This window comes from Halobacteriovorax sp. CON-3 (assembly GCF_043196995.1).
Taxonomy (GTDB): Bacteria; Bdellovibrionota; Bacteriovoracia; order Bacteriovoracales; family Bacteriovoracaceae; genus Halobacteriovorax_A.
Genome location: NZ_JBEBNA010000003.1, coordinates 15,668 through 41,233, shown reverse-complemented (window position 1 = coordinate 41,233; position 25,566 = coordinate 15,668). Strand labels below are relative to the sequence as shown.

23 protein-coding genes are annotated in these 25,566 nt (G+C 38.5%); 8 read left to right on the top strand and 15 right to left on the bottom strand.

What is annotated here, in order from left to right:
• Positions 1-18 precede the first annotated feature (18 nt).
• Both ABMA72_RS14990 and fbaA read right to left on the bottom strand, forming a co-directional pair.
• On the bottom strand, positions 19-951 hold the full coding sequence (locus ABMA72_RS14990) for a TIGR01777 family oxidoreductase (RefSeq protein ID WP_392860174.1): 933 nt from the start codon (positions 949-951) through the stop codon (positions 19-21).
• 94 nt (positions 952-1,045) lie between these two features.
• Positions 1,046-2,071, bottom strand: a complete 1,026-nt coding sequence (gene fbaA / locus ABMA72_RS14985) for a class II fructose-bisphosphate aldolase (RefSeq protein WP_392860175.1) — start codon at positions 2,069-2,071, stop codon at positions 1,046-1,048.
• 131 nt (positions 2,072-2,202) lie between these two features.
• Here fbaA and adeD point away from each other — a divergent pair, with 131 nt between their 5' ends.
• The 3 genes from adeD (at position 2,203) to ABMA72_RS14970 (ending at position 6,608) form a co-directional block, all read left to right on the top strand.
• Positions 2,203-3,966 (top strand): adenine deaminase, encoded by a 1,764-nt coding sequence (gene adeD, locus ABMA72_RS14980; RefSeq protein ID WP_393057749.1) that lies wholly within the window; start codon positions 2,203-2,205, stop codon positions 3,964-3,966.
• Positions 3,953-4,459 carry a hypothetical protein gene (locus tag ABMA72_RS14975; RefSeq protein ID WP_392860178.1) on the top strand — a complete coding sequence of 169 codons (507 nt, stop codon included), beginning with the start codon at positions 3,953-3,955 and terminating at the stop codon, positions 4,457-4,459. Before adeD ends, ABMA72_RS14975 begins: the two co-directional genes overlap by 14 nt.
• Before the next feature lie 97 nt (positions 4,460-4,556).
• Positions 4,557-6,608: a thiamine pyrophosphate-dependent enzyme gene (locus ABMA72_RS14970; protein WP_392860179.1), complete on the top strand. Its 2,052-nt coding sequence runs from the start codon at positions 4,557-4,559 to the stop codon at positions 6,606-6,608.
• A gap of 61 nt (positions 6,609-6,669) precedes the next feature.
• Here ABMA72_RS14970 and ABMA72_RS14965 read toward each other — a convergent pair whose 3' ends face one another.
• The 4 genes from ABMA72_RS14965 to ABMA72_RS14950 form a co-directional block, all read right to left on the bottom strand.
• Positions 6,670-8,943 carry a CHASE2 domain-containing protein gene (locus tag ABMA72_RS14965; protein WP_393057747.1) on the bottom strand — a complete coding sequence of 758 codons (2,274 nt, stop codon included), beginning with the start codon at positions 8,941-8,943 and terminating at the stop codon, positions 6,670-6,672.
• 22 nt (positions 8,944-8,965) lie between these two features.
• Positions 8,966-10,546: a hypothetical protein gene (locus ABMA72_RS14960; RefSeq protein WP_393057745.1), complete on the bottom strand. Its 1,581-nt coding sequence runs from the start codon at positions 10,544-10,546 to the stop codon at positions 8,966-8,968.
• 135 nt (positions 10,547-10,681) lie between these two features.
• Positions 10,682-12,025, bottom strand: coding sequence for a FecR domain-containing protein (locus ABMA72_RS14955; RefSeq protein WP_393057743.1), 1,344 nt, complete (start codon positions 12,023-12,025; stop codon positions 10,682-10,684).
• 172 nt (positions 12,026-12,197) lie between these two features.
• Positions 12,198-12,557 carry an ArsC/Spx/MgsR family protein gene (locus tag ABMA72_RS14950; protein WP_392860185.1) on the bottom strand — a complete coding sequence of 120 codons (360 nt, stop codon included), beginning with the start codon at positions 12,555-12,557 and terminating at the stop codon, positions 12,198-12,200.
• An 82-nt stretch (positions 12,558-12,639) separates the two neighbouring features.
• On the opposite strand from ABMA72_RS14950, the gene hemF reads away from it, so the two are divergent.
• A complete protein-coding gene (gene hemF / locus ABMA72_RS14945; RefSeq protein ID WP_392860186.1) occupies positions 12,640-13,539 on the top strand; it encodes an oxygen-dependent coproporphyrinogen oxidase in 900 nt (299 codons plus the stop codon).
• Between the two features lie 3 nt (positions 13,540-13,542).
• On the opposite strand, the gene ABMA72_RS14940 is transcribed toward hemF, so the two are convergent.
• On the bottom strand, positions 13,543-13,692 hold the full coding sequence (locus tag ABMA72_RS14940) for a hypothetical protein (protein ID WP_158246941.1): 150 nt from the start codon (positions 13,690-13,692) through the stop codon (positions 13,543-13,545).
• Positions 13,693-13,890: 198 nt separating this feature from the next.
• Between ABMA72_RS14940 and ABMA72_RS14935 the strand changes: the two genes are divergently transcribed.
• Entirely contained in the window at positions 13,891-14,124 is a 234-nt protein-coding gene (locus tag ABMA72_RS14935) for a hypothetical protein (protein ID WP_392912571.1), read from the top strand.
• 96 nt (positions 14,125-14,220) lie between these two features.
• Positions 14,221-14,859, top strand: a complete 639-nt coding sequence (locus tag ABMA72_RS14930) for a hemolysin III family protein (protein WP_392860188.1) — start codon at positions 14,221-14,223, stop codon at positions 14,857-14,859.
• 217 nt (positions 14,860-15,076) lie between these two features.
• Here the strand turns inward: ABMA72_RS14930 and ABMA72_RS14925 are convergent, their stop codons facing one another.
• From ABMA72_RS14925 to ABMA72_RS14900, 6 genes are read right to left on the bottom strand one after another with little or no spacing between them, the layout of a single operon-like run.
• Positions 15,077-15,640: a NifU family protein gene (locus ABMA72_RS14925; RefSeq protein ID WP_103219034.1), complete on the bottom strand. Its 564-nt coding sequence runs from the start codon at positions 15,638-15,640 to the stop codon at positions 15,077-15,079.
• 27 nt (positions 15,641-15,667) lie between these two features.
• Positions 15,668-16,888, bottom strand: a complete 1,221-nt coding sequence (locus ABMA72_RS14920) for an aminotransferase class V-fold PLP-dependent enzyme (RefSeq protein ID WP_393057741.1) — start codon at positions 16,886-16,888, stop codon at positions 15,668-15,670.
• Positions 16,888-18,129 carry a Fe-S cluster assembly protein SufD gene (gene sufD / locus ABMA72_RS14915; protein ID WP_393057739.1) on the bottom strand — a complete coding sequence of 414 codons (1,242 nt, stop codon included), beginning with the start codon at positions 18,127-18,129 and terminating at the stop codon, positions 16,888-16,890. Before sufD ends, ABMA72_RS14920 begins: the two co-directional genes overlap by 1 nt.
• A gap of 15 nt (positions 18,130-18,144) precedes the next feature.
• Positions 18,145-18,903: a Fe-S cluster assembly ATPase SufC gene (gene sufC / locus ABMA72_RS14910; protein WP_021267803.1), complete on the bottom strand. Its 759-nt coding sequence runs from the start codon at positions 18,901-18,903 to the stop codon at positions 18,145-18,147.
• Positions 18,904-18,930: 27 nt separating this feature from the next.
• Positions 18,931-20,364 (bottom strand): Fe-S cluster assembly protein SufB, encoded by a 1,434-nt coding sequence (gene sufB / locus ABMA72_RS14905; protein WP_392860194.1) that lies wholly within the window; start codon positions 20,362-20,364, stop codon positions 18,931-18,933.
• Entirely contained in the window at positions 20,357-20,791 is a 435-nt protein-coding gene (locus ABMA72_RS14900) for an RrF2 family transcriptional regulator (RefSeq protein WP_392860195.1), read from the bottom strand. Before ABMA72_RS14900 ends, sufB begins: the two co-directional genes overlap by 8 nt.
• Before the next feature lie 208 nt (positions 20,792-20,999).
• On the opposite strand from ABMA72_RS14900, the gene ABMA72_RS14895 reads away from it, so the two are divergent.
• Positions 21,000-21,857: a rhomboid family intramembrane serine protease gene (locus ABMA72_RS14895; protein ID WP_393057737.1), complete on the top strand. Its 858-nt coding sequence runs from the start codon at positions 21,000-21,002 to the stop codon at positions 21,855-21,857.
• Here the strand turns inward: ABMA72_RS14895 and ABMA72_RS14890 are convergent.
• Positions 21,802-23,076: a pseudouridine synthase gene (locus ABMA72_RS14890; RefSeq protein ID WP_393057735.1), complete on the bottom strand. Its 1,275-nt coding sequence runs from the start codon at positions 23,074-23,076 to the stop codon at positions 21,802-21,804. The two genes, ABMA72_RS14895 and ABMA72_RS14890, sit on opposite strands and share 56 nt — an antisense overlap.
• A 24-nt stretch (positions 23,077-23,100) precedes the next feature.
• Between ABMA72_RS14890 and ABMA72_RS14885 the strand changes: the two genes are divergently transcribed.
• Entirely contained in the window at positions 23,101-23,703 is a 603-nt protein-coding gene (locus ABMA72_RS14885) for a DUF938 domain-containing protein (RefSeq protein WP_393057733.1), read from the top strand.
• Positions 23,704-23,707: 4 nt separating this feature from the next.
• Here ABMA72_RS14885 and argS read toward each other — a convergent pair whose 3' ends face one another.
• Positions 23,708-25,474, bottom strand: coding sequence for an arginine--tRNA ligase (gene argS, locus ABMA72_RS14880; RefSeq protein ID WP_393057731.1), 1,767 nt, complete (start codon positions 25,472-25,474; stop codon positions 23,708-23,710).
• Positions 25,475-25,566: the final 92 nt, after the last annotated feature.

Genomic DNA, 25,566 nt, shown 5'->3' with positions numbered 1-25,566 from the left:
GATAGTGGAGGATGAAATTTATTCGCTATGGTTTTTTAAGGTGTCTCTAAGAGCTGCCTCAAGAAAATTAAATGAGTACTCAAAGCCACAGGCCTTAGTCTCTTCACAAGATACTTTCTGACTTGCCAGCATGATTTGAGACATCTCACCAAAAATTGTTTTTGCTGCAAACTCAGGTAGTGGGATGAAAGTAGGGCGATGAAGGACTCTTCCCAGGGTTTGCGTGAAATCAATATTTTCAATTGGGTTAGGTGCTACACCATTGATGACTTGCTTTTCAGTATCGTGTTCAATAAGAAAGCGGTAGAGATCACAAAGGTCTCTTATGTGAATCCAACTCATATACTGATGTCCTGTTCCAATTCGTCCAGCAAGCCCAAGGTTAAAGGCCGGTAACATTTTTGCGAGAGCACCACCGTCACTTGAGAGAACAATTCCGACACGAAGAATCTTCACATCAATATCTAAGTTTTGAATTCTAAGGGCACTTGACTCCCAGTGTTCACACACTTCTGCCAAGAAGTCTCCACTAATACTACTGTCACTTGTAAGCTCTTCATCGGAGCGATCACCGTAAATTCCAATGGCCGAAGTGCTGACAAATTTTTTCGGAAGAGGAAGACCTCTTGTTCCAAGCTCTTTCAATTTATCGTGGAGTAAGTTTGTTGCATTGATACGTGAGTTATAGATTTTATCTTTTTTCTCTTCACTCCAGCGAGAGTCTGCGATATTTTCTCCCGCGAGGTTAATAATAGCATCCACGCCCATCAGGGCGGCCATATCCATTTCGCCATTTTCCACATCCCACCTGAAGTACTTAACTTGCTCATTGCCTTGCTTGTTAGAAGTATCGCGAGTGAGAATGCGCACTTCCTCGTGGCCGTGTTCAAGCAAAGATTGTGTTAAATTTGTGCCAATAAAGCCTGAACCACCACTAATTAATACTTTCATGGTTTTAGTATATGGATGAATTGTGAAGAATTTATTAATGAAGTATGAGTAGGTACCACGAGTTTCGTGATACCCACTCTTTAGAATATTTTAATTAAAGATTGATCGACTTTCCGTCTGACTTTAGATCGCGACAAGCTTGTGCAATACGTTCAGTCATTGCGTTCTCAGCTTTCTTCATCCACGCTCTTGGATCGTATTGTTTCTTATTCCCAACTTCTCCCTCGATCTTAAGCATTTCATCATAGTGCTTGAACATGTGATCAACAACTGGGCGAGAGTAAGCATACTGAGTATCAGTATCGATATTCATTTTGATAACACCGTAGTTAAGTGTTTCATGAATTTCTGAAAGCTCACTTCCTGATCCACCGTGGAATACTAGCCAGTTTTCAGCATCTGCTCCAAGCTCAGCAGTAACTGCGGCCTGTCCGTCCTTAAGTACTTGTGGACGTAGCTTTACATTACCTGGCTTATAGACACCGTGAACATTTCCAAAAGTTGCAGCATACATGAACTTTCCAAGTGGACGAAGTGCCTTTGTTACTTCAACCATTTCTTCTGGAGTTGTATAAAGTTTGTCAGCTGGTGTATCTTCGTTATTAACACCATCTTCTTCACCACCAACAACACCTGTTTCAATTTCAAGAATGATTTCACTCTTAGCACATCTCTCTAAAAGCTTCTTACTCATTTCAATATTTTCTTTCGTAGGTAAAACTGAACCATCAAACATGTGAGAATGGAATAGGTTCGGCTGACCAGCGGCTCTTCTTTTTTCCGTTTCTTCAATGAGTGGAATTAAAAAGCTATCAACTTTTTCAGGATGACAGTGGTCAGTGTGTAGAGCAATAAGGACATCGTACTTGGCCGCAACGAGGTGAACGTGTTGAGCTAGAGAGATTGCACCTAAGACTTCATCTTTTAGGGCCTGACCTGAAGCAAATGAACCACCACCAGTTGAAACCTGGATAATTCCATCAGACTTCATATCAGCGAAGGCCTTAATGGCAGCATTTGCTGTAGAAGTAGAAGTTACGTTAATGGCCGGATAAGCGTATCCGCCTTTTTTCGCGCTATCTAACATATCGCAGTATTGTTCATAAGTAGCTATTGGCATCCAGTGCTCCTTTTAGTTATAGTAGGATTATTAGGTTCCAGCAGACTTTTACGTAAGCAAAGCATCATTCTTAGATACTGCACTGCTTACGTAAAAGTCTGCTGGAACCCTTAACATTATAGAGGTCAAAGATGTCACTTGCAAATAAGGAAACACAAAAATTATCACCAAAAGAACTTAGGGAAGTTTTAAAAACGGCTCGCGGTGATGGTGAGATTGATTTACTTATTAAGAATGTAAAGATTCTCGACCTTGTTAATGGGGAAGTTGTTGAGAGCTCAATTGCTATTTCTGGTAAAACAATTGCGGGAATTGGAAAAGAATACGATGACCAACCTGCTAAACGTATTTACGATGCACAGGGCGCAACTGCTGTACCGGGCTTCATCGACGGCCACTTACATGTTGAATCTTCAATGATGCATCCATTTGAATTTGAAAGACTAACTCTACCTCTTGGAACAACGACGGCCATTTGTGACCCGCATGAAATTACAAATGTTATGGGAGACCGTGGTTTTTCTTGGTTTCTAAGATGTAGTGAGCTTATGGATCAGAACCTCTTTGTTCAGGTGAGCTCTTGTATTCCTGCGCTACCTGGTTTTGAAACAAATGGTGGGCAATTTGATATTATCGATATGAAAAAATACAAAGAGCATCCACGTGTTCTTGGCCTTGCTGAAATGATGAATTTCCCAGGCGTCATTAATGGTGTCGAAGGTGTTCTTGAAAAGGTCGAAGAGTTTGCGGAGTTAAACCTTGATGGCCACTCACCAATGCTTCGTGGAAAACAACTGAATGCCTATATCGCAGCAGGAATTCAAAATTGTCACGAGACAATCTTTGCAGATGAAGCAAAAGAAAAGCTCCAGAAGGGAATGGGGCTAATCATTCGTGAAGGTTCAGTTGCTAAGAACTTAAAGACCCTTGCTCCTGTTGTTAATGAATTTAACTCTTGTCAGTGCCTCTTATGTACAGACGATAGAAATCCATATGAAATTTTCAACGAAGGTCATATTAATTATATGATAAGAAAAATGATCAATGAACTAGGGACTCCAGCTCACATTGCTTATAGACTTTCTAGCTTTTCTGCAGCGAAACACTTTGGCCTAAAGAAGTTGGGATTAATCGCTCCAGGTAAACAAGCTGATATCGTGCTTGTTGGAAAGCTTGAAGATGTTGATGTGAAAGAAGTTTTCAAGAAAGGAAAGCTTGTAAGTGAATTAGACCTTCCTTCTAAAGTGGAGGCAAAGCTAGATGAGTCTCAGCCTCCAAAAGAAAATACAATAAAAAGAAACTTCTTAGCACCAACTGATTTTAATTATGATCTGACTGCTGGGACTTATAATGTGATGGAAATTGTAAAAGATGAAATCATCACAAATCACCTTAAAGTAAAATTTGATGGTAAAGATTTTGAACAAGACGATATTTCATATATCACTGTTATTGAAAGATACGGACAAAATCGCAAACCAAGTCTTGGACTTGTTAAAGGGATGGGCCTTACTCGTGGAGCGATTGCTTCGAGTGTTGCTCACGATTCTCACAATATTGTTGTCATCGGTAAAACTCCGCAGGACATCGCTACAGCTGCAAATGAAATCATTGAAAATGCTGGTGGTTTCTGTGTTGTGGATAAAGGGAGAGTAACTGCGTCTTTATCTCTGCCAATTGCAGGGCTTCTAAGCTTAGAGTCTGCTGAAACAATTAATGAGGGAATCATTCAGTTAAAAGCTGCTTGTAAAGAAATTGAAGTGGCCGTAAGTGAACCTTTCATTCAAATGGCATTCTTAGCTCTTCCTGTAATTCCTACTCTTAAGATTACGGATATGGGACTTGTGGATGTTACAAAATTTGAATTTATCGATCTAAAATGTGAAGAAGCTTAGTCAAATTATTGAAGCTATACCTGGGTGGCTATTTCTCACAATTTTCGTTGGAGTTGTGGCCGCCTTTCTTGATCCAATTATGGTGCTTTTACAAAAAAGAGTCGCTCAAGTTGAACGGGATAAGATAAGAGGTGAGGCCCATACTCTATGTTTTCGTGACGATTTTTCACGTGGGCGTCAACTTCAGGCCTGTCTCGATGGTAGAAAACTGGCGAAGACAGACAATAAAAAACAGCTAGAATTAAAATATTTAGAGAGGCTTTGTGCCATTGAAGACGCCTCATCTTGCTATGAGCTAAGTCAAGTCAATGCACAACTCTTGTCACCTTACGAGTATAAAAGCCTTTTAAATAAGGCCTGCAGGCAAGGTCGCGGTGGTAATATGCTGGCCTGTGGAAAGCTTGGAGAATTGATTAAATCTGATTCTCCTGCACTTTCAATAAAATACCAAGAATACGCTTGCGCGAGTGGTCATAAAAAGTATTGTCTTTAGTTACGACAGCGCCACTATTTCTTTCCAATTCCGTTAAATTATGGTTAAATTCCGTTTCACTTAAGATTTATAACTAGATGAAAATACGAGGTTGATAATGGCAACTGTTCTTAAGCCTAAGAAAAAGTACACTTGGAAAAACACAGATAAAGCAACACTTAAGCAGTGGTATGAACTACTGACACTTGGACGTATGTTAGATGATCGTGCGCCAAACTATCTTAAGCAAGCTATCGGTTGGTCTTACCACGCTCCATACGCTGGACACGATGGTATCCAACTAGCAATTGGTCAAACTTTCGAACTTGGAAAAGACCACTTATTCCCATACTACCGTGATATGTTAACGGCATTCTCAGCGGGACTTTCTGCAGAAGAGATCCTTCTTAATGGTATCTCTAAAGCAACTGACCTTGCTTCAGGTGGACGTCACATGTCTAACCACTTTGCAAAGCCAGAGTGGAATATTCATAACGTATCTTCTTGTACAGGTAACCACACGCTACACGCTGTAGGGACTGCAAGAGCATTTAATCGTTATAAGCACGATGGTGTTGTTTATTCTTCACAAGGTGAGTCTTCTGTTTCTGAAGGTTACTGTTATGAAGCGATCAACGGTGCTTCTCGTGAGAAACTTCCAGTTGTCTTCGTATTCCAAGATAATGGTTACGGTATTTCTGTTCCTAAATGTGATCAAACAGCTAACGAGTACGTTGCTGATAACTTCACAGGTTTCCTAAACCTTCACATTATTCACTGTGATGGAAAAGATATCTTTGATTCAATGAACGCTATGGCGACAGCTAGAGAGATTGCGGCAACTCAACAAGAGCCAGTAATCGTTCACGCTCGTTGTGTACGTATTCACTCTCACTCTAACTCTGATAAGCACGAGCTTTACCGTTCAGAAGAAGAAAGAGCAGAAGCGGCAGCACAAGATCCATTAGTAGCGTTTAGAAAAGAGCTAGTAACTAATAAAATCTTTACTGAAGCTGAGCTTGATGAGATGGATGCAATTGCAAAAGCTGAGCTACTTGAAGCTCACAAGAAAGCAATGAAAGCACCAAACCCAACTCCAGAGTCTATCTTTGACTTTGTACTTCCTGAGCCACATAAGCCAGAAAAATATGTTGATGGTACTCATAACGAGTCTGGTGAAGAGACGAAGTTCATTGATGCAATCAACGGACAACTAAAGAAAGAATTCAGACATAACCCAAATACTTTCATTTGGGGACAAGATATGGCCAACAAAGATAAGGGTGGTATCTTCAACGTATCTAAAGGGATGCAACAAGAGTTCGGTAAGGAGCGTGTATTTAACGGTCCAATCGCTGAAGACTATATCCTTGGTACAGCAAATGGTTTCTCACGTTTCAACAAAGACATTAGAGTTGTTGTTGAAGGTGCAGAATTCGCTGATTACTTCTGGCCAGCAATGGAACAATACGTAGAGTGTTCACATGACTACTGGAGATCAAATGGTGCATTCGCTCCAAATATTCTAATCAGACTTGCTTCTGGTGGATATATTGGTGGGGGACTTTACCACTCTCAAAACCTTGAAGGTAACCTAGCAGGTATCCCTGGTGTACGTATTGTATGCCCAGCTTTCGCTGACGATGCTGCTGGTCTTCTAAGAACTGCAATGAGAAGTGAAGGGCCAACTCTATACTTAGAGCCAAAATCTCTATACAACGCTAAACAAGCAATGACTGTTGTACCAGAGGACTTTGAAGTTCCTTTCGGTAAATGTCGTGTAAGACGTGAAGGGACTGATCTTTCAATTATTACTTACGGAAACACAGTTCACCACTCACTTGAAGCAGCAGAAAAGCTTTCTGCTCAAGGTTACAGTGTTGAAGTTGTTGACCTTAGATCAATTGCTCCTCTAGATGAAGAAGGTGTTCTTGCTTCAATCAAGAAGACAAATAGAGCACTAGTTGTTCACGAAGATAAGGTATTTGGTGGATTCGGTGGTGAAGTCGCTGCCATGATCAATGATAAAGGATTTGAGCTTCTAGATGCTCCAGTTCAACGTGTTGGTTCGACTTTCACTCCTGTTGGTTTCAACAGAATCCTTGAAAAAGCTGTTCTTCCTAACACTGACCGTGTTGTAGAAGCTGCTCTTAAAGTTCTTAATTACTAAGCATCCGCGAAATTGAGATAAAGAGAAAGCCTGCATTATGCAGGCTTTTTTTATATCGATATTACTTACTAGTTAATGTGAAAACACCATCCCATTCTGGTGGAGGAGGAAGCTCCTTATAATCTTCACAACGCTTAATATAGATTTCAGATGGATTTGTTTTAACACCTTTTAAATCTGGATAGCGCATATATTCAAGTTCCAACGTTTGCTTAAATAACTCAATGGCCTCATCCCATTTCTGATTCTTATATAAAAGAATCGCCTTAGAGAATTTATCTGCAAGCTCTTTTAAGTAATCAGGAGCTGTCGCCTTTAGTCCTAATAGGTCATAACTTGTTACTGGAATTGATTTTCCCACAACTCGAATTGTATCAAGCTCACGCCATAAGAATTCATCTCCTGCAAGTTCAACTGTTTCCTTGGCCACTTGTGTGAAAATTCCATATTGCTTTGCAGACTCTTCAAGACGAGCTGCTAGGTTTACAGAGTCTCCCATCATTGTATAGTTCATACGAGATGCAGAACCCATATTTCCTGTTACGATGTCTCCTGAGTTGATCCCAATTCTCATTCTCATATCGTGAACGATCTTAGGCCACTTATCTCCTTCTGAAACCCATTTCTTTCGAAGCTCTAAAAGTGACTCCTGCATCTTGTGTGCAACCATGCAGGCACGTTGGGCATGGTCAGGAAGCTCCATTGGTGCCCCAAAGAAGGCGATAATAGCATCACCCTCATACTTATCGAGAGTTCCTTTTTCTTCAAGAAGGATATCTGTCATGGCCGTAAGGTACTCATTTAAAAGTTCAACGAGCTGTGTGGCCGATAACTTTTCTGAGAAGCTTGAAAAGCCCTGAATATCTGTAAAGTAAGCTGTTCGAATTCCTGAAGTACCACCAAGTGTTGGAGCAGAACCAGCTTCGTACATCTCATCAATAAGCTCTGGGGAGATATAACTTCCAAAGGCACTCTTTAGGAAGGCCTTGTCTTGATTGGCCATATAGAAGTTTACGATTGTATTCCATGAATAGCAGAGGACTAGGGCAAAGAAGCACCAGAATAATTTCGTTTCAAAACCCTGTGGAATAAAATAGTAAGTATCAGTGTAATAAAGACTTGAAACTAAGAGAACAAGTGTGAAGAGATCAAAAATAGGATTTTCTTTTAATTGCATTAAGAGAAGTAGAATGACCGATCCAACAAGTAGTGCCCAAGATAGTTTTGCTGAATCAATGAATTCCTTAAAGAAATGGCCGTCAATTAGCATTTGAACGAAGTTCATGTGAAAGAGAACTCCTGGTAGCATCGAATCAATTGGCGTGTTTCTTAAGTCGTGTGCTCCAAAAGCTGTCGCACCAACAAAGACAAGGGAGCCTTCAAATAATTTCTTAAACTCAGGATCATTTGGATCTTTTTCAATAATTTGATAGATAGGTATGCGAGTATAAGCATCGGCGCCACCGATCCAACGAACTTTTGTTTCACCTCTAAGGTTTAATTCAACATCTCCCTTTTTGGATTTTAAGATTGGAACACCACCTTGAGTACTTAGGTCTAGTTCTGTTTTAAAAATATTCTTATTTTCACCTTCCTCATTTTCATCAAACTCACCAATCCAGTGCATATAAGATGATAGCCCATATGAAGGAACATGAACTTCTCGATATGGAAAGGCCAGTGCCTTGTAGTGTCTAATAACTCCGTCGTTGTCTGCACTTGCTTCAATAAAGCCTAAAGATGCTTCAGCATCAATAATACCCTGGATAGGATATACTGAATTTGAAATGATCGTTGGTTCCATGTCGTAATTAACCCCACCTGCTTTTGTGTTCAGGGCAAAGAGGTATAAGTCTTCTGGTAAAGTAGGGTAGTGATCGGTTCCATAAACTTCAAGGTTATAAGGCATGATGACACGATTATTTGGTACCTCATGAAAATACTCAATGGCCGAAATTAATTCATCATCAGGATTAACTCCATTACAAGTCATGGATGCTTCAGAAAAGAAAACATCAAAGGCTATGACCTTTGCACCATATCCACGTAACTTCCTAATCATTGTTCCCCAATGGGAGCGAGTGATAGGCCAAGAGCCCAAGTTCTTGATCGAGTCATCATCTATATCGGCCAGAATTAGTTTTGGGTTTGGTGTATTTCTGTCCATTGTTTGCATCATTCTTAAATCATAGAAACGATTTTCAAAAAATGATGCATAAGCTGTGAGGTCTCTAAAATTTTTATCGTATGTTCGTGAATAAAGAGAAAAGAACACACTGGCACATGAAAATAATATGATAAGAAATAGTCCTGTGTATTTGATAATATTTTTCATAGCAATCCATGGTTCTTAGCGCTTAATAGTAATAAGAGAAATCAATGGCCGTTTGATGGGCCGTATAATTACTTGTGTCTTCGTCAGAGCTGTTATTTGTATAAATATACTCAAACCCAAATGAAAAGTTACGATTGATAATACGAGTAAGCTTTGCATTGAGTGACGTCGTCATTTCAAGCCCACGTGTTGCATCTGTTGCTGCGTCTTCATAACTTATGAAGTTTGTCGAAAGACCTGCATTAAAGCTTGTATTTGGAAATAGGCCTGGAACAATATAATCAACACGAAATAGGTGAGATGTCGTGTTTAGGTTTGGAGAGTTTGCATAATCACTACTATCAAATTGGTAGAGTAGAACAAAGATTCCGTAAGTCTTTTTGATTATTTGATCAGCAGAAACAACCATCGAAGATCGATCAAGACTTTCTGTATAGTATGAATATGTTTGATACTTAAAAGTTAAAGTTGTGTTACCAACTTCAAAGAAAGGCATTTCACTACCTAATTCAAACTGCTGAGAGCGGTAGTTAAACTGCTTACTTTTTTGTGCGTTAACATCCTTGGCCTGGTAGTCATAAACTAGGTTTGTAAATAAGCGAGCAGGCTTCTTGTTAATACGATAAGCAAAGTCGATATCCAACTCAGGTGTAATATTATAACTATCATTTGAGTAGATTTCCGAATCAACGCGATCTGTATAGATTGTATTCTTAAGCTCTAGCGCAGGAGTAATCGTATATCTTCTCTTAAAATTAAAGGCCTTTTCAATATTGAGACGAGTTTGAGAAAAGAATGAATCCTTATTCGTTCCAGTCGAGCTTGGGAGATCGTCTGAAAGAGTAACGTTATTATCATATGTGATCTTTTCTTCAACACTTAGGCTTAGTCTTTCACTAGGTAGGGGATCACCATTAATTAATTTATTTTCTTCTAAGAAGAATTCCTTTTTTATTTCTTTTATTCGATTATCGATATCATCTGCAGTTGAGCTATTTGGGTCGATATCAATGGCCTTGTAGTAATCAGGAAGGATATATTTTTCGACAATCTCTCTTGTGCGATTCGTTTCTCTTGCAATCTCTAAATTCATATTAGCAATTTGAAAGTAGGAGATCTGCTTCATCTCTTTTGAAGTCTTTTTGTCTTTTAAGAGCTTTCCAAAATAAACCTTTGCATTCTTCGGTTCTTCCTTAAGCTGATAAATATAGGCTATATAGTAATTTGATTGCTCGACTTTATACTTTGCTCTTTCAGATTTTTTGAAATTTTCAATAGCATCATCTAGGTTGTTGATAGCAAAGTTGGCCTGGCCCAATTCATAATTAAGCTCACTTGCTTTATTTCCCTTCTTTATCGCCGAATTAAAAGCATCAATGGCCTTGTTATATTCTTGAATACGAGAGTAGGAGATCCCAAGAAGATAATCTCTTACTCCTGGGGATTTGGCGCTTTTAAAATTCTTATAATTTGGTGAGTTCAATAACTCGATAACTTTCTCATAATTCGAGTTTTCAAATGCACGGTAAACAGGAGTCATGCTCTGGGCAAGTCCCATTGATGTGATACTAGCGAATGCCAGTGCGATAAAAATCTTTTTCAAAGTCAGTCCTTTAACTTTTTATTAAAATCTAGGTATTTATAAATAATTTTACTGATAAATCGGACAATTGAATAGGGGGAATTTGGCCACAGAGCTTTTAAGCTGTGGCCATATTTGAATATTAAACTCGGTTATTTATTGACGATCGAGAATGACTTTTACACGTGCTCGATTTGTTGAAGTCGTATTTGTTTGATCAAGCATTTGGTCGCGATCATCCATTGTTTTCTTCATAATATCAGCTCCGTCATCAACAGGTCTTGTATCATCAACAATTACTGGAGGTAGCAATGGATCACCAAGTGGCGCTTCTCCATCAGGATTAAAGATATTCATTGGTTCTTCTGGCATTATATCTGGTACTGTTCCACCTGAAGCCGGAATACGGTTTACACTAATTTGAGGCTTGTCCTTTGGAATCATGTCTCCATTTTCATTTACAACATAGAAGTCATTCTTATACTCACCAGTTTCCTTATCGAAACTACCCATTTGAACCGGTACAATTACTTCATTTGTCATTGGGTCAACTGGAGCATTCTTCGGTGGTGGAATGTAGAGAGCATTACTTGTGTCAACGTAGCCACCTTCTTGCATTGTTCCTTTAGGAGCGGCCGTTGTAATGGTAAGAGTTGGTGCTTGAGCTGTAGGGACTTTAAGATTAGAGTCGGCCTTGGCCATTTGTCCCATAATCTCAGAACCACCAGCACCACTAAATTTTGAGCTATCCATTCCTGGAGGAATGATATTTCGACTCATTTGTTTCTTTTCTGATTTATTCTTATCATCATTTGATGATGTCTTTGAACCATCATTTGCTTCAAGGGCCTTTAGCTGTTGCTTATTAATTTTAACTGGCTCCATTGGCTTTGAGTCAACCTTAGGCATAACCCCTGAAAGTTGTCCTTGGCGAACCATAACTGAAGTAGGTGATGAAACAACCTTTTCAAGCCTGTCTTGTAGAAAGCGACTCTTTTTAAAATTAGAAAGAGAACCCATGGCAACGGCACCCTCGAATGTAATAAGTGTCGTATTATTATTGGCCGGGTTAAAGTTTACTTGGAAGTCTGTCCCACGAACACCCATGGCCGCAGTCTTTGTCTTAATAAAGAGCTTTGATTTCTTCTTATCAATTTGTAGGTAGTTCTTAGAAACTTTAGAGCGAAGTTGACCATTAATAAGATTGATAATTCCTGCTTTCTTTTTCGGGAATTGCTCGACTTCAACTTCTGAATTTGCACCTAGAGTTAGATTTGATTTGTCGATAAAGAGGAGCTTAACAAAGCTTCGGGCCTTCGTTGTGATCTTGGCACCTTCAGGCACCCAATCTCCTTTGGCCAATGGTTTCTTTGTCTGGGAGTAAAAGACCTTTCCTCTTACTTTCATAACCTTGGCGACACCCCTTTCTGAGTTTGCATTCAAGGCCGAAATATTCGCTAAAATTGCTACAGATAAAATAATAAGTCTTAGTACCTTCATAATGAGTCCCCACAAAATCAATCTCATTTATACTTATCGTAGATCAAAGTAATTTCTTAAGCTGAAACTTGTGTAAATGACTAAAAACAAAGGGAGTTTGAATTGGTGTAACTTTCTGATATGACAAGAACTTGTGGCAGGGTGAACTGCCACAATACGTAATTTTGGCTAGTTAGAGAATTGTGTCGAAATTCTCTGTTGGCCTACCAATGGCGGCTTTTTTCTCGTCATTAACGAGAATTGGACGTTCTAGAAGCTTTGGGTTTTCGTGAACGATCTTGGCCCACTCAATATTTGATAACTCTTTTCCTGCAAGCCCTAGATCTTTAAATAGGGCCTCTTTCGTACGAATTAAGCCTTCAAGTGGTGCTAGCCCCGTATACTTCACTAGATCGATAAATTCTTTCTCTTCAATGCCATCTTTCAGATATTCCTTAACTCTAAAGCCAATGCCTTCTTGAATACCTTTTTGTTCTAAATATTCTAGACCTTGGCGGCTCTTAGAGCATCTTGGATTGTGATAATAAAGCATTTATTCTACTCCTGATAATTATCATATCAGTTCTTTTCTGATATATTGGGTTTTTAAAAAATAACTAACTAGGATTTTAGCCATGTCTTACGATATTGAAAATATCAAATCAGAATTTGCCGAACATGTTAAAACTTTACAGAATCAGATTAGTGACGAACTTAAGAGAATTGATACAAAAATTAACTTGAATGAAGATATATGGGAAAGAAAGGATTACGCCGGAAACCCTGGTGGTGGTGGGATCACACGTGCCTTTGAAGGCGAGATCTTTGAGAATGCTGGTGTTAATACATCACTTGTATTTGGAGAAGTTGATCCAAAATTTGCGGCCAATATTGGTGGTGATAATAACCAGATGTGGGCAACAGGAATTTCTCTCATCATTCACCCGACAAACCCAAAAGTTCCAACAACTCATGCGAATTTTCGCATGATTCAGGCCGGATCAAAAATTTGGTTTGGTGGTGGTGCCGACCTTACTCCTTACTTTCCACATGAAGAAGACTTTGAGTACTTTCACAAGGTTTGGAAAGATGCCTGTGAACCATATGGATATTGGGACGACTGGAAAAATCGTTGTGATAAGTACTTTGTTAATAAGCATCGTGCAGATGAAATGCGTGGAGTAGGTGGCTTCTTCTATGATCATTTCTTCTCGGGTGATCCAGTAAAAGACCTGGCCATGTTTAAAGAGATTTCTTTAAACTTTATCAAGTCTTACTTCCCACTAGTTGAGAAGAGAATGAATGAGGCCTTTGATGATGAAGATGTGGACTTCCAACTACATCGCCGCGGGCGCTACGTTGAGTTTAACCTTCTTCACGATAGAGGAACTCACTTTGGACTTAAGTCTAATGGCCGTACCGATTCAATATTAATTTCACTTCCAAAGAGGGTGAAGTTCACTTATCGTTATGAGCCGACAAAGCCAGAACACAAGAAGATGATGGAATATTACTATCCAAAGGACTGGGCCTAGCTATTAGCTGGCCTGTGCCTTAATAAGGTCCTCTAAGATTTCATTGGCATCAATTTCAACTCCATGGGACTGAGCAACAGCTTGAATCTCTTCAAGTTTTTTCTCTAGTTTTGTGATTTCACAAAGAAGACGGTAGCAGTTATTAATCATCATAATTTACTCCTGTGTTAGAGTTGTTAAATATAAGTTTGGCATATCAAACTATCGGTGTCCATAGAAAAATACTTAATGATCATAATTTTATTTGAGTTGATCAATACAATTTATTTTAAATTTACACAGTTCAGGATTTTATGTAATGTGCCAGAATTCCTGTTGGAATTCATTCCAAGATTATATTAGAGGTAGAAGATGTCTAAGAGACTACAAGAATTATTAGAAGAAATGAAAGAGTACTCACCGAAGCAAATGCGAACGCTAAGAAATAATCTTAATAACAGATTACAAAGTTTTAAGAACGATTTTAAAGAGCCAAAAGATCTTCAACCTTCACATAAGTTATATGGGCTTGAAGAAGGCGAATGCCGTGAACTTCTTGGTGTTGTTAAAAAAGAACTAATCAAAATGAAATTTTCTGATTTATAGAACATGCTCTAGAACAAGTGTTGTAGCATTGTAATATAAATGTAAAAGCTCGGGCCTTGGCTTTAATTGAACGCTAATGGAGGGTATGCTTCCTATATGCAAAAAGCCAAGCAAAAGCCCATTCTAAGAGGTTGGTCTCATCAAGTCATGTTCTTCGTCGCACTTGGTGCCTGCACCCTTCTAATCGCAAAAAGTGTCAATTCCACTCAGTATATTTCAACTATTGTGTACTCTCTAGGTCTTCTTATGATGTTAGGAGTTAGTGCCTTTTATCATCGAATTCACTGGGAACCCAGAGTACGTGACCTTCTGGGCAGACTTGATCATAGCGCTATTTACGTCATGATTGCAGGAACTTGTACACCGATTACTCTTCTCGTTTTAAATGGAGAGTCTGGTTCAACATTTCTCATAAGTATTTGGACTGTGGCCGCAATTGGTATTTTGAAATCGATCTTCTTTCCTAATCTGCCAGAGAAGGTAAGTGCAATTATCTATCTTATTCCTGGCTACATGGTTCTTCCCTATGTATCGGAACTTCTTCCAAAACTTGGGATGACAAATATTTCGCTTCTAATTGCAGGTGGTATTCTCTATACAATCGGTGCAGTCTTTTATGGATTAAAGAAGCCTGGTAGGTATGCGAAGTGGTTTGGCTATCATGAGTTATTTCATCTATTCGTTTGTGTGGCAGCGACGTTGCACTTTATGATTATCTATTCGATTGTTGGGTAGATGATTTTTGAAATAGTAAAGGGTGCCATGCACCTTTGGTTTCGCATGTGCACATAGCGACCAATGGCCCTCGTACGATTCGCTAACTTTCCCATTGGCCCAGAGACAACAAAGCCTGCAAAAATGCAGGCTTGTTGAATATAAATTTCATTTCAAAAGTTGGGGGCCTAGCACCGCGAACAATAGTTTGCCTTTGGGCAAACAATTTCGCGGGTGCTTACCAATCAGGGGCGATGTAAACATCAATCGCTGGGTTGTACTCTGCTCTCAGAGTTGACTTGATCGCCTCAAGTGTTCCAGTCGTTGATGATGGGCAAGTCCCACATGCACCTTGATAACGAACAAGTAGAATATTGTCCTCGTAAGAAACTGTTTGAATATCTCCACCGTCAGCTTGCAGGTATTGTCTAACCGTACGATCAAGTACAGCTTCAATATCTTTAAGTTCTTGAGGTAGGTTTTCACGGCGCTCTTTTTCTGGATCGAACTCTTCGTATTCAGGGTTGTGATTTGGAAGATCGTGCTTGATTGTCTCAAGGATCTTTGGCTCAATATCATCCCAATCTTCGTAGTTGAATTTTGTTACCGTAATAACATTTTCAAAAAAGTGTAATTGGTCAATTCCACGAATTGTAAAAAGGTTAACACCTAGGTTCACCTCTCCACATTCCATTGGCGTTCTAAAAGTTGAAGAACCAGATGCTTTTACATTTTGATTTAAAATGAATTTTAAAGCATTTGGATTTGGAGTTGGTTGAATGTCGATTGTTACTTCACTCATATATCTTACCTTTGTTGCCCTAACTTCTTATAGGAAGTTAATGGCCTTATGTAGTGCTTTGATAAAATTATCTATTTCTTCTTTTGTATTATACAGCGAGAATGAGGCCCTTGCAGTCGCACTGATTTCGAACCTTTTCATTAAAGGCTGTGTACAGTGGTGGCCAGTTCTAATTGCAACACCTTGGCGATCTAGAAGTGTTCCAAGGTCGTGTGGGTGAGCACCTTCAACAACGAATGATAAAACCGAGGCCTTCTCTTTTGCTGTTCCAATTAAACGAACTTTTTCAACTTCTAAAATTTGCTTAGTAGCATAATCAAGAAGCTCTTTCTCGTAGCTTTTAATTACATCAAGATCACAATTTACAATGAAGTCAATTGCTGGCTTAAGGCCAATCCCACCTGCGATATGAGGAGTACCTGCTTCAAACTTATGTGGAAGATCGTTATATGTTGTCTTTTCAATTGTGACAACATCGATCATATCTCCACCACCTTGATAAGGAGGCATTGATTCAAGAAGCTTTTCTTTACCATAAAGAGCTCCGATTCCTGTTGGCCCAAACATCTTGTGTGAAGAAAAGGCGAGGAAGTCGCAGTTTAGGTCTTGAACATCAATTTTCTCATGAGCAATTGATTGGGCAGCATCAACGCAGAAGTAAGCTCCATTGTCGTGTGCTAACTTAATATATTTTTTGATATTGTTAACTGTTCCAAGGCTGTTTGAAATATGGGCCATGGAAACAAGTTTTACATTACCTTCTTCTAGAAGCTTCACATAAGCTTCTTCATTGATGTCACCTTCATCCGTAATAGGGATCTCTCTTACTTTTGCACCAATCTTTTCGGCCTGAATTTGCCAAGGAACAATATTTGAGTGGTGCTCCATTGTCGAGATTAGGATGACATCATCCTTTTTCAAGTAGTGAGGAACGAAAGAGCTTGCAACTAAGTTTAAGCTGTCTGTTGTTCCTTTTGTGAAGATGATCTCACATCTCGAATTTGCATTAATTAGAGATTGTATCGCGTCGCGAGTTTCTTCATACTTAATTGTTCCAAATTCGCTTAGGTAGTGAACACCTCTGTGAATATTGGCAACATCATGTGTGTAGTGCTTATTTAGAGCATTGATCACATTGATATGCTTAAGAGTTGATGCAGCATTATCTAAGTAGATAAGTGGCTTATCATGTACTCTTCTTTCTAATTGTGGAAATTGCGCTCTAATAGCGTTAATTTCAAAGGCCATTAAGATTCCTTTTCCATTTCATCAAATGCATTTTTTTCAAATGATTCAAATAGAATATCACTTAAGAATTTTTCAATTTTCTCATCTTCAATCTTTGTAATCGCATCTGAACAGAATGCGTGAATTAGTAGCTTTTGCACGCGCTCTTTTGAAAGTCCACGAGACTGAAGATAGAAAGCTTCTTCGTCACTCATTTGTCCTACAGTTGCACCGTGGGCACATTTAACATCGTCAGCATAAACTTCAAGTTGTGGACGAGTATCAACGTGGGCCCCTTTAGATAGAAGTAGGTTCTTATTTAACTGCTCTGAGTTTACAAGTTGAGCATCACGACAAACAAGAACTTTACCAGTGAAAACACCACGGGCCTTATTGTCTAGAACTCCCTTGAAAAGCTGCGAGCTATCAGTTCTTTCTTTAATATGTGAAATTAGTGAGAAGTTGTCAGTGTGCTGATCTCCTCTAAGAGCATATAGGCCATCAACACTTGCTGTTGCTCCGATTCCATTTAGACGAACTCTCATCTCATTACGAGATTTCTTGGCACCTGTTGTGAAAGTAAATGACTTAAAGTGTGCGTCTTTTGCAATGTCAGCATTTACACTACTTACGTGGAATGCATTAGCACCATCAGTTTGAACTTTTACGTGACTTACATTTGCACCATCTGCAATTTTGAAATTTGATACAGCGTTAATATTGTAGGCCTTGTCACTTCCTGTAAAGATCTCAACAAAGCTCACCTTAGAGAATTGTTCAACGTTTACGTGAATACGTGGTAGTGCAAATTCTCCATCAAAGTCAGAGATGTGAACTATTGAAATAATATCATCAACGCTTATGTTTTTAGGTACATTGATCTCAATGATGTTCTCAACTGCAGAAGCATTAAGCATGGCAAAGATATCGGTTTGATCACAGTTTGCTTCATTTGCTACGAGGGCCTTTTGTTCAACAGTTACTTCTTCTGGAAAGAAAGAGTCAGCTTTTGAATATTGACCGTTAAGAAGTACAACTTGATACTTTCCAGCAACCTTAACATTCTTAAGCATTGCTTTTTCAGCTGTTACTGCAAACTTCTCTGGTAGTACATCTGTAAGCTTAGTGTAAATCCAGTCTTCCATTTTTGTATGTGGAAGCCCTCGTGCCTTAAAGTTAGTTAAGGCTTCTTTATTCGACTCTGACTTAGCGTAAACAGCTAGATCATTTAAATATTGGTCTGTTAATTCTTGGATATTCATTATTAATCCTAATCCTTATTTTGTTAGCCAGTCGTAACCTTTTTCTTCAAGTTCAAGTGCTAGTTCTTTTCCACCTGACTTAATAATTTTTCCGCCACTTAGTACGTGAACATAATCAGGAACGATATAGTCTAGAAGTCTTTGGTAGTGAGTTACAAGAACGATTCCATTGTACTTAGACTTAATTGCGTTAACACCTTTTGCAACGATCTTAAGAGCGTCGATATCTAGTCCAGAATCTGTTTCATCTAGTAGGGCGATCTTTGGATTAAGAACGGCCATTTGAAGAATTTCATTCTTCTTCTTTTCTCCACCAGAAAAACCTGTGTTTACTGGACGGTCTAAGAATTCTTCTCTCATCTCTAATAGCTCTAGTTTTGGCTTTAGGAATTCTCTGAATTCTTCTTTCTTCATTTCTGCAGCACCTTGAGATTTCGATACTTCGTTAAATGACTCAAGAAGAAAGTCAATATTTGATACACCTGGAACTTCAATAGGGTATTGAAAGCCTAGGAAGATACCATTCTTTGCTCTTTCATCTGGCTCAAGCTCTAGAAGGTCTGTTTGCTTTCCATTGATATTGTAATCAATTGATCCGCTTGTTACTTCAAATGATGGGTGACCAGCGATTACTTTTGATAGTGTACTCTTTCCTGAACCATTAGGTCCCATGATTGCGTGAACTTCACCTGGTTTAACTTCAATAGAAATCCCTTTTAGAATTTCTTTTTCTTCAACTCTTGCGTGAACATCTTTAACTGTAAGTAAGCTCATTTTTTTCCCTTTATATAAATCTAAATTTTATCCGATTGAATTTTCTAATTTCATCTCAATTAACTTTACGGCCTCAACTGAGAACTCTAGTGGAAGCTCTTTGAAAACTTCACTACAGAAACCATTTACGATCATTGAGATACATTTTTCCATATCCATCCCACGTTGTTGTAGGTAGAAGAGCTGATCTTCAGATATCTTTGAAGTTGAAGCCTCGTGCTCTACTGTTGCCGTATTATTTTTTACGTCAATATATGGGAATGTATTTGCTGAACACTTTGAACCAACAAGCATCGAGTCACATTGAGAGTAGTTCTTTGCACCAATAGCTGATGGCATAACCTTAACAAGTCCACGATAATTATTTTCAGAAGCTTCTGCTGAGATACCTTTTGAAATAATTGTCGACTTAGTATTCTTTCCGATGTGAACCATTTTAGTTCCTGTATCGGCCTGCATTTTATTATTCGTTAGTGCTACTGAGTAGAAAGCACCCTGTGAGTTTTCACCAATTAAGTTACATGAAGGATACTTCCAAGTGATAGCAGATCCTGCTTCAACTTGTGTCCATGAAATCTTAGAATTCTTTCCAAGGCAGTTACCACGCTTTGTTACGAAGTTGTAAATACCACCCTTTCCTTGCTCATCTCCGGCGTACCAGTTTTGAACAGTTGAATACTTAATTTCTGCATCATCAAGAGCAATAAGCTCAACGATAGCAGCGTGAAGTTGATTTTCATCTCGTTGAGGAGCTGTACAACCCTCAAGGTAATTTACGTAACTTCCTTTATCGGCAACAACAAGTGTTCTTTCAAACTGACCCGTCTCTTTTGCATTGATTCTAAAGTATGTTGAAAGATCCATTGGACAAGTTACACCTTCAGGGATGTAAACGAATGATCCATCAGAGAATACTGCCGCATTAAGTGCTGCATAGAAGTTGTCTGCAGGAGGAACAACTGTTCCTAGGTACTTCTTAACTAGTTCTGGGTGCTCTTGTACTGCTTCTGAAATTGAGCAGAAAATAACTCCAACTTTTTCTAGTTCTTCTTTATATGTTGTCCCAACAGAAACTGAATCAAATACTGCATCTACAGCAACACCTGAAATTCTTTTTTGCTCTGATAGAGGAATTCCTAGTTTTTCAAAAGTCGCTAAAAGCTCTGGATCAAGATCATCAAGGCTCTTTGGTGCGCTTTCTGTCGATTTGGGGGCCGCATAGTAGTATAGGTCTTCAAAATCAATTTTTGGGATTTCTAGTTTGGCCCAATTTGGCATTGGCATTTGTTTCCAAAGGCGAAATGCCTTAAGTCTATATTCAAGTAACCACTCAGGTTCATTCTTCTTTGCTGAAATCATCCTAACGATGTCTTCATTTAAACCCTTAGGGAACTCTTGAGTTTCAATGTCTGTAAAGAAGCCATACTTATATTCTGACTTTGTTAATTGTGTATCACTCATGTGTGAATCCTGCCTTATTTATTAATAACTCTTCAAGCGACAAGTTAATCAGCTGGTGATTAACGTGAGAGTTAAGCTTTTCTATTGGTGTAATTAATTCGCAATTTAAATATTTCGTACATTTGCCCTTAAGAGCATCACAATCAGATTCTGTAATCTTTCCTTCAATTGAATTACTTACTTCAAAGAGATTGATTTCAGATAGGGGACGGCTAAGATAGTAGCCTCCTTTTATACCCTTGATTGATGAGAGCACTCCGTATCCATTTAGCTTTTGCATAACTTTAGATACTGGATCAAAAGGCATCTTGTGTATGTCACAGATCTCTCTGGCCGAAGTGAGATTTTCGGCACATGTGTGTCCGTGCTCTTGCATATGCTTTAGAGCTGTCAGGGCATATTCTGTTTTTTTACTAACCTTAAACATGCTTAACACACCTATATTGTGACGAGTTAAATACCTTAGGTATCGCCTTTTATTAATAATTTACGTTATGACTTTTAAATAACGTAAAATAAGTCAAAAAACAACTTATTTAACTCCATCTTAGCAAATATATAGGTCGAATCACACCTCAAATCCATAATATTTATGTAAGATCGACTTTTATCAAGCTTTGTAGGAAAATGGTCTTATGAGTGAACATGATTCGGAAATTAACTTAAAACGCCTCAAGTATATTGGTTCTTTACGTGATGAGTCGATCGTTGCCCAAATTGAAGCGCAACTAATTCGACAAGGTATCCATATTACAAAAGAATATGAGAACGAGTTCTATCATTTATTTGTTGTGGACCTAAATCAATTACAACAGGCCCGTGATGTTTACCGTATCTATATTGGAGGGGCCAAACCAACTAAGGTTGATAAAAATTGGCAATATGTTCAATCCTTAAGTATGGGACCTGCGACAATTATAATCTTGGCCTTGTGTGTAATCGTCTTCATCTTTGGCTGGATTCTAAAGAATGAAAACCTCTATTATCTTTTTCTTTTTTCAACTTCTAAAGTAGATGCCTTTGCAGATATTAATAATGGTGAGTACTGGAGGCTTCTTTCTCCTGCCTTTATCCACTTTGGCTACATTCATATCTTCTTTAATATGTTGTGGTGGAAAGAGTTAGGTAAGCTCATTGAGGTGACTAAGGGAAGTGTATTTTTAATACTGCTTCTTTTATTTACGGCAATTTCTTCAAATATCCTACAAGCGATTATGTCCCCGGGGATGTTTGGAGGGCTTTCTGGTGTGGTTTACGGCCTACTTGGTTTTCTATGGCCATACTCAAGGCTAAATCCAAACTTTAAGTTTAAGCTTCCAACTTCTGATATTGTTCTCATGGTTGGATGGCTCTTCTTAGGTTTCTTTGATGTCTTTAATTTTAAGATGGCCAATTGGGCCCACGGAGGTGGACTTGTCAGTGGTGCCGTCTTAGGTGTTATTTTTGCTTTGATTGATCGCTCGGATCAAAAGTCGAATACTCACCAATCTTAAGATCACCTAATTTCACATCGCCAATAGCGACTCTAATTAGCCTAAGAGTAGGGAAGTTTACCGCCGCACACATTCGACGAATCTGGCGATTTCGTCCTTCTGATATACGGACTTCAATCCAAGAGGTTGGGATTGTTTTACGTACACGCACTGGTGGGATGCGATCTTCAATTTTAAAGTTTGTTAGCTTTTTAACTTTCGCTGGCTTTGTCTTGTAATTACCTTTAATGACAACACCACGCTTTAGCTCTTCAATTGCTTCTGGTGTGATATCGCCGTCGACTTGAACAAGATAAGTTTTTTCAACCTTACTATCAGCATTGGCCATTTGGTTCTTATACTTCCCATCATTAGTGAGAATCAGTAGGCCTTCACTGTCTTTATCTAAGCGGCCAACAGGGTAAACTTCCTTTGGTAGCTTGTAATCAATAAGGCTTAGCTGGTCTCTGTGGTCTTTTCCAAATTGGCACAGGACATCGTATGGCTTATTAAAGATGATATATTGATGTTCTCCATTACTTGCTACTTCTTTGAAGTTTTCAAGCTTAAATGGAGGAGTAATTTCTAAGTTTATTTCTTTTTGTAAAAACTTATCAAAGAAGCTGATTTTGTAAGCACAAAGTCTTTGTCCACTCTGATCCTTTGAATTTGAATAGATTGGATCACCGTAAATTGGATGACCAATCTCTTTTGCATGGGCCCTAATCTGATGCTTTCTACCAGTTAGGATCGTAAACTCAACTAATGAGTACTGCTTATCAGTATCGATAACTTTGTAGTCTGTTATGGCCTTTTTACCACCAGAGTTAACGACAACCATCTTCTCAATACGCCCAACTCGGTTTGCCTTAAGGAAGTTTTCAATCCTTGCTTCTTGTTGTGTAAAGACACCGCTACAGATAGCTAAATAACTCTTTCTTATCTTTTGCGGATCATGAGAGCTAAAGAGTTCTTGAAGATATTTATTGGCCTCTTTGTTTTTAGCAAATAAAAGAATTCCAGACGTTTCCACATCAAGTCTATGTGCTAGGACGAGATACTGATCCTTTCCATCACTTCGATTTTTCAGAAAACTAGAAAGAGCATCAGTGCAATTATCTCGAAAACGATCGAGAGTTTTATGCACTGGCCAGCCCGCCTTTTTGTTTAGGGCAATATAGTTATCGTCTTCAAAGACGATATCATTGGCAGATAATCGGATTTTAATTCTTTTTTTCACTGAAAGTATTGTATCATGTTTACTATGAACGATTTACCAAATTCTGAAGCATGTGAAAGAAATAAAGGCCCTATCCTTGAGGTGATCACACCTTATTTAAGCAGTAGTGATAATGGAGAGTTTCTCGAGATTGGCTCTCTGACTTGTCAGCATAGTGCACACTTTGCTAAGGCCTTTGCTCAAATTGATTTTATTACATCTGAGATTAGAGATAACCAAAATGTCTTAAAGACTTGCTTATCACATTACCAAAAGAGTTTACCAAATCTTAAAGGCCCCCTTGTTTATGAAGCAGGTTTCAATAAACTTGAGGCCGGGAAAAAGTTCTACTACACAGCAAATACACTTCATATCATGCCTTGGAAGGCCGCAAAGACTTTTATTAAGGACTTGGCCACAGCAATGGATGAAAATAGCACTCTATTTATTTACGGGCCATTTAAGTATCATGGAAATTTCACGAGTGCGTCTAATGAACAATTTGATGGATTTTTAAAAGAGCGTGATGCTCAAAGTGGAATTCGAAATTTTGAAGATATTTGCAATAACTTCTTAAAGAAAGGTGTCTTTCTAAAAGAAGATATTGCAATGCCAGCTAATAATCAGCTTTTAATATTTACGAAATAATGGACTACATTCTTTCTGGTACTTGAATTCCTAGAATCCCAAGGCCAGTTTTAATGATTTCACTTGTTGCATACGCAAGCTCAAGGCGAGCTTTCTTAAGTGACTCTTCACTTGAAGCAATTGGGCAAGCTGCATAGAAGCTATTAAATAACTTTCCAAGTTCAAATAGGTAAGTAGTCAGAAGACTTGTTTTATTTTGCTCATGCGCCTTAATTGCAACATCATTAAATAGTGATAGCTTCTGCATTAGTTCAAATTCTTTTGTTTCAACAAGTGAGCTTGCATTTGAAAGCTCGAGGGCCTGAGCTTTATCAAAGCCTTGCTTCTTAAGTAGTGAATTAATACGTGCATAAACATATTGAAGATATGGGCCAGTGTCTCCATCAAGTTTTAACCATTCGTTCATATCAAAAACGATCTTACGGTTATTATCAATTTTGATCATCCCATATTTAATTGCACCATTGGCAATCTTCGTTGCTGTCTCATCGATCTCTGACTGATCCCATTCCCCAGCATACTTATTAAGGTAATCATCCTTAATTTTACTTTCCATATTATTGATAAGATCAGTAAGGGCAACGATATTTCCCTTACGAGAACTCATGGCACCATCTGTAAGCTCAACCATTTCATATGGTAGGTGATAGCAGTCTTTAGCTTGTTCAAAACCAATATGTTCTAGAACTTTGAAAACTTGCTTGAAGTGGAAGGCCTGGCGAGAGTCAACAATGTAGATATTATTTTTCACACCGTATTCTTCAAATTTCTTAATTGCTAGAGCAACGTCCTTTGTTGAATAAAGACCAGTACCGTCTGATTTAATTAGAATACAGAAGCCAAGCTTATCATCACTTAGATCCATTCCAATCGCACCATCATCTTTTACGAATAAACCTTTCTCATAATATTCATTACAGATTTTTAGTGATGGAGCATCCATTTCAGATTCAAAGAACCAACGATCAAATTCAACATCTGCCCAAGCATATGTTTTCTTCATGAGATCAATTGACCACTGACGAGTCTCTTGCCATAGATCAAAGAATTCTCCCTCTTCAGCGTGAAGCTCTTTTAGGATCTCTGTCAGCTTAGCGCGGTTATCATCTTCTTTATCGCTTCCAAGCTCATCTTCAAGCTTTGTATTAGCTAGTGTGTAAATACGTCCTAGCCATTCACCCTTATTTGTTTCAGGAATTGTGTCTTGATTGTGATACTTCAAATACCAAAGACATTTTGCAACGTGAGTACCAGAGTCACCAGGATAAGTTACTGGGTGAACATCAACACTACAATACTGCTTAATTCTAACAAGAGCATTACCAAGACAGAGATTTCTCATATGCCCCACGTGAAGCTCTTTGTGAGTATTCGGTTGCGAGTACTCAATCATTGTTTTCCCTTCACCCTTTGTTAGTTCTTTCTTGAAAAAATCACCTGTGCGAATTTCTCCAATTAAGCTTTCAAAGTATGCATCAGCAGTAAGGGTAAAATTAAGGTATGGACCTTGTGCTTTAAGGTCTTTGATTATTGAAGCATTTGCTTCGAGATCAACTTTTTCTAGAATTGCTGCTGCGATTTGTGGTGGGCCTTGTCTAAGGGCCTTGGCAAAACGAAATACAGGAAAAGCATAGTGGGCCATTTCAATATTCGGGGCCTGTCCAATTGATGAGTAAATATCATCTCTCTTAAACTCTGCATCTGGATAAGCAGATGAGAATGCATTTTCTAGGATATCAGTAAGTTTTGCTAAAATCGTATTCGTTTCCATTAAGTAATCACCGTATTTTGCTGCGCTGCAGTTTAGTATATCTATGTTATCATCATATTATAATAAATAATTTACTAATTGTTTAGGAAAAG

Excerpts from the sequence above, each read along its gene's own strand:
- ABMA72_RS14955 (WP_393057743.1), bottom strand. The coding sequence starts at position 12,025 with ATGAAGGTACTAAGACTTATTATTTTATCTGTAGCAATTTTAGCGAAT.
- ABMA72_RS14895 (WP_393057737.1), top strand. The coding sequence starts at position 21,000 with ATGAGTGAACATGATTCGGAAATTAACTTAAAACGCCTCAAGTATATT.
- ABMA72_RS14950 (WP_392860185.1), bottom strand. The coding sequence starts at position 12,557 with ATGCTTTATTATCACAATCCAAGATGCTCTAAGAGCCGCCAAGGTCTA.
- ABMA72_RS14935 (WP_392912571.1), top strand. The coding sequence starts at position 13,891 with ATGTCTAAGAGACTACAAGAATTATTAGAAGAAATGAAAGAGTACTCA.
- ABMA72_RS14885 (WP_393057733.1), top strand. The coding sequence starts at position 23,101 with ATGAACGATTTACCAAATTCTGAAGCATGTGAAAGAAATAAAGGCCCT.
- ABMA72_RS14970 (WP_392860179.1), top strand. The coding sequence starts at position 4,557 with ATGGCAACTGTTCTTAAGCCTAAGAAAAAGTACACTTGGAAAAACACA.
- sufB (WP_392860194.1), bottom strand. The coding sequence starts at position 20,364 with ATGAGTGATACACAATTAACAAAGTCAGAATATAAGTATGGCTTCTTT.
- ABMA72_RS14900 (WP_392860195.1), bottom strand. The coding sequence starts at position 20,791 with ATGTTTAAGGTTAGTAAAAAAACAGAATATGCCCTGACAGCTCTAAAG.
- ABMA72_RS14920 (WP_393057741.1), bottom strand. The coding sequence starts at position 16,888 with ATGGCCTTTGAAATTAACGCTATTAGAGCGCAATTTCCACAATTAGAA.
- argS (WP_393057731.1), bottom strand. The coding sequence starts at position 25,474 with ATGGAAACGAATACGATTTTAGCAAAACTTACTGATATCCTAGAAAAT.
- hemF (WP_392860186.1), top strand. The coding sequence starts at position 12,640 with ATGTCTTACGATATTGAAAATATCAAATCAGAATTTGCCGAACATGTT.
- ABMA72_RS14925 (WP_103219034.1), bottom strand. The coding sequence starts at position 15,640 with ATGAGTGAAGTAACAATCGACATTCAACCAACTCCAAATCCAAATGCT.
- ABMA72_RS14965 (WP_393057747.1), bottom strand. The coding sequence starts at position 8,943 with ATGAAAAATATTATCAAATACACAGGACTATTTCTTATCATATTATTT.
- ABMA72_RS14990 (WP_392860174.1), bottom strand. The coding sequence starts at position 951 with ATGAAAGTATTAATTAGTGGTGGTTCAGGCTTTATTGGCACAAATTTA.
- ABMA72_RS14930 (WP_392860188.1), top strand. The coding sequence starts at position 14,221 with ATGCAAAAAGCCAAGCAAAAGCCCATTCTAAGAGGTTGGTCTCATCAA.
- ABMA72_RS14940 (WP_158246941.1), bottom strand. The coding sequence starts at position 13,692 with ATGATGATTAATAACTGCTACCGTCTTCTTTGTGAAATCACAAAACTA.
- sufC (WP_021267803.1), bottom strand. The coding sequence starts at position 18,903 with ATGAGCTTACTTACAGTTAAAGATGTTCACGCAAGAGTTGAAGAAAAA.
- sufD (WP_393057739.1), bottom strand. The coding sequence starts at position 18,129 with ATGAATATCCAAGAATTAACAGACCAATATTTAAATGATCTAGCTGTT.
- fbaA (WP_392860175.1), bottom strand. The coding sequence starts at position 2,071 with ATGCCAATAGCTACTTATGAACAATACTGCGATATGTTAGATAGCGCG.
- adeD (WP_393057749.1), top strand. The coding sequence starts at position 2,203 with ATGTCACTTGCAAATAAGGAAACACAAAAATTATCACCAAAAGAACTT.